This window comes from Arthrobacter silvisoli, assembly GCF_003369445.1.
GTDB classification, from domain to species: domain Bacteria; phylum Actinomycetota; class Actinomycetes; order Actinomycetales; family Micrococcaceae; genus Arthrobacter; species Arthrobacter silvisoli.
Map to the genome: position 1 here is coordinate 1 of NZ_QRCU01000047.1, position 1,300 is coordinate 1,300.

1 protein-coding gene is annotated in these 1,300 nt (G+C 63.5%); it reads left to right on the top strand.

Annotation, left to right across the window (positions count from 1 at the left end; translation table 11 throughout):
• Positions 1-186 precede the first annotated feature (186 nt).
• A complete protein-coding gene (locus DWV11_RS13260) occupies positions 187-1,251 on the top strand; it encodes a M14 family zinc carboxypeptidase (protein ID WP_115789399.1) in 1,065 nt (354 codons plus the stop codon).
• Positions 1,252-1,300: the final 49 nt, after the last annotated feature.

Consider the following 1,300-nt stretch of genomic DNA (forward strand, 5'->3'; position numbering starts at 1 on the left):
CACCGGAAGGTGCGGGGCGCCGTCGTCGTTTTCCGGTACTTCGCCCCGACGACTCCCCGGGGAATGTTCAGTTTTGTCGAGTTGATTGACAATTTTTGTTCATCTTGTTTGTGTGTTTGTCACAGCCTGCAATGGGGGACATGGCCGGCTGTACGCACCCAATGCACTCGGAAGAGGTAACGCACTGTGAGGAACACACTGGGAGTTTTCAGGACCATCGCCGCTTCAGGAGCCTTGGCGCTGGTTGTCGCCGCGGGCTCGGCGCCGGTGGCGCAGGCTGTGGGCGAGGGCCCCGGCTACGGCGACAACGGCCAGATCACCACATCCAAGCTGACCACCTATGGCGAGCTGGTTTCCTTCCTGAAGGACCAGGACGCCCGCCAGCCGGCCATGGAACTGGAGGTCATCGGCAAGACAGTCAAGGGCCGCGACCTGCACCTGGTCAAGTACGTCACGGATCCGGCCAAGCCGACCATCCTGTACCTGACCCAGCAGCACGGCAACGAGCAGCTCACCACCGAGGGCGCCATGCAGTTCATCAAGCACCTGGGAACCGCCAACTCGGCGGACATCCTGGACGGCGTGAACATCCTGATCGTGCCGATGCTGAACGCCGACGGCGCCATGGGGGACGTGAACTTCCCGCTGGACGACTATGTGGCCAAGGGCGACCGCCACCTCACCCGCTACAACGCCGAGGGCGTGGACCTGAACCGCGACCATGTGGCCAAGATCCAGCCCGAAACCCAGGCCTTGCACAACAACGTGATGCGCAAGTACCGCATCGACTACATGATCGACCTCCACCACCAGGGCACCCGCGCCGAACGCGACGGGAAGTTGGTCTCCGGCTCCATCCTGTACCCCACCACGCCCAACGCCGATCCCGCCGTGGTGCAGAAATCCAAGCAGCTCGGCTCAGTGGTGTTCAGCAGCGTGGACTCCACCGGCTGGGGCCACCTCGGCAAGTACGAAGGCGGCAGCGCTGAAACCATCAGCCGCAACGGGATCGCGGTGGAATACGGGATCGCCACTCTTCTCTTCGAGATGCGCGGCATGTCCGACCACTACCTTGATGGCTATGCCCTGGGCCAGCGCAGCAACGGCTACTTGATCAAGCAGACGGTCATCACCCTGACCTCCACTGCCGCTGCGATCGCTGACGGTTCAATCGCCGACGCCGATACCTCCTTCTGGGACAGCCTGGTCACCCAGACCTCGCGCCCGGGCGAGGAAGCGGACGACGAGTAGGACGTCACGGAACCAACGGCGACGGCGCCCCGCACCAAGAGGTGCGGGG